Origin of the sequence: Streptomyces sp. SID14478 (assembly GCF_010548525.1) — a bacterium.
Classification (GTDB): Bacteria; Actinomycetota; Actinomycetes; order Streptomycetales; family Streptomycetaceae; genus Streptomyces.
On sequence record NZ_JAAGMG010000371.1, the window covers coordinates 1 to 996 of the forward strand.

The 996-nt window shown below is 73.7% G+C and carries 2 protein-coding genes; both read right to left on the reverse strand.

Annotated features, from left to right (window positions below; translation table 11 throughout):
- On the reverse strand, positions 1–322 hold a 322-nt coding region (locus tag G3I40_RS12095; RefSeq protein WP_164302156.1), incomplete at its 3' end, for a GntR family transcriptional regulator.
- Positions 323–375: 53 nt separating this feature from the next.
- A complete protein-coding gene (locus G3I40_RS12100) occupies positions 376–735 on the reverse strand; it encodes a VOC family protein (RefSeq protein WP_164302157.1) in 360 nt (119 codons plus the stop codon).
- Positions 736–996: the final 261 nt, after the last annotated feature.

Consider the following 996-nt stretch of genomic DNA (forward strand, 5'->3'; position numbering starts at 1 on the left):
CCACCGCCCGCGCCGCGAGCCGCGACGCCTGCACGGTCAGCGGCTCCCACACCTCGTACAGATGCCGTACGTCGGCCCGCTCCAGCCGCCGCACCCGCACACCGCTGTGCGGCAGCAGCTCCAGCAGGCCCTCGGCGACGAGCGCGCGCAGCGCCTCGCGCACCGGCACCCGGGACATTCGCAGCTCCTCGGCCACCTCCCGCTCCACGAGGCGCGCGCCCATCGGGTAGGAGCGGTCCACGATGCGCCGACGCACCTCGTCGCGCGCCCGCGCGCTCAGGGGCGTCCGTCCCTGAGCCGGTTTCTCCTGCTTGACCGCCACTGCACCGTCCTTCGCCGTCGTGCTCCGGGCGAGGATACGTGCACCGCACGGGCTCAGGGCTGCGCCGGTACCTGCCGGTCCGCGTACTCGAAGACCGAGCCGTCGGGGTGCAGGGCGATGAGGTTGCGGCCCGCCGGTGTCGGCACCGGGCCCGCCACGACCTTCGCCCCCGATGCCGTCAGGACCGCGTGGGCCTCGTCCACGTCGCGCACCGCGATGGTGGCGGTGACCTTGCGCAGTACCTCCAGCTCCTGCTCGGGTCCGCTCATCAGGAGGAAGCAGCCGACGGCGGCCACCGAGACGCCGCCGCGCTCGAAGCGCAGCGCCGTGGCGCCCGCCAGCTGTTCGTAGAAGGTGACCGAGGACTCCAGGTCCTCGACGCAGATGCGCAGCGTGGTTCCCAGGATTTCCATACGGGCGAGCCTAGTTGGCGCCGATCCACCGCGTGATCACTTCCCGGAAGCCGCCGTTACCCGCTGCGCGGCGCGGGTACCCGGCCGCCATGGAACGCTTGGACCAGCGACTGACCGATGAGGTGACCCGGGCCGTCCGCGAGGCGGTGCGGGACGAAGTCAGAAACGCCGCGCGCAAGCAGCGCCGCACCGCCGGGCTCTACGCGGGAGCGGCCGTGGCCGCCCTGTACGCGGGCGCCGCGGTGGCGCTCGCCCTCGGCC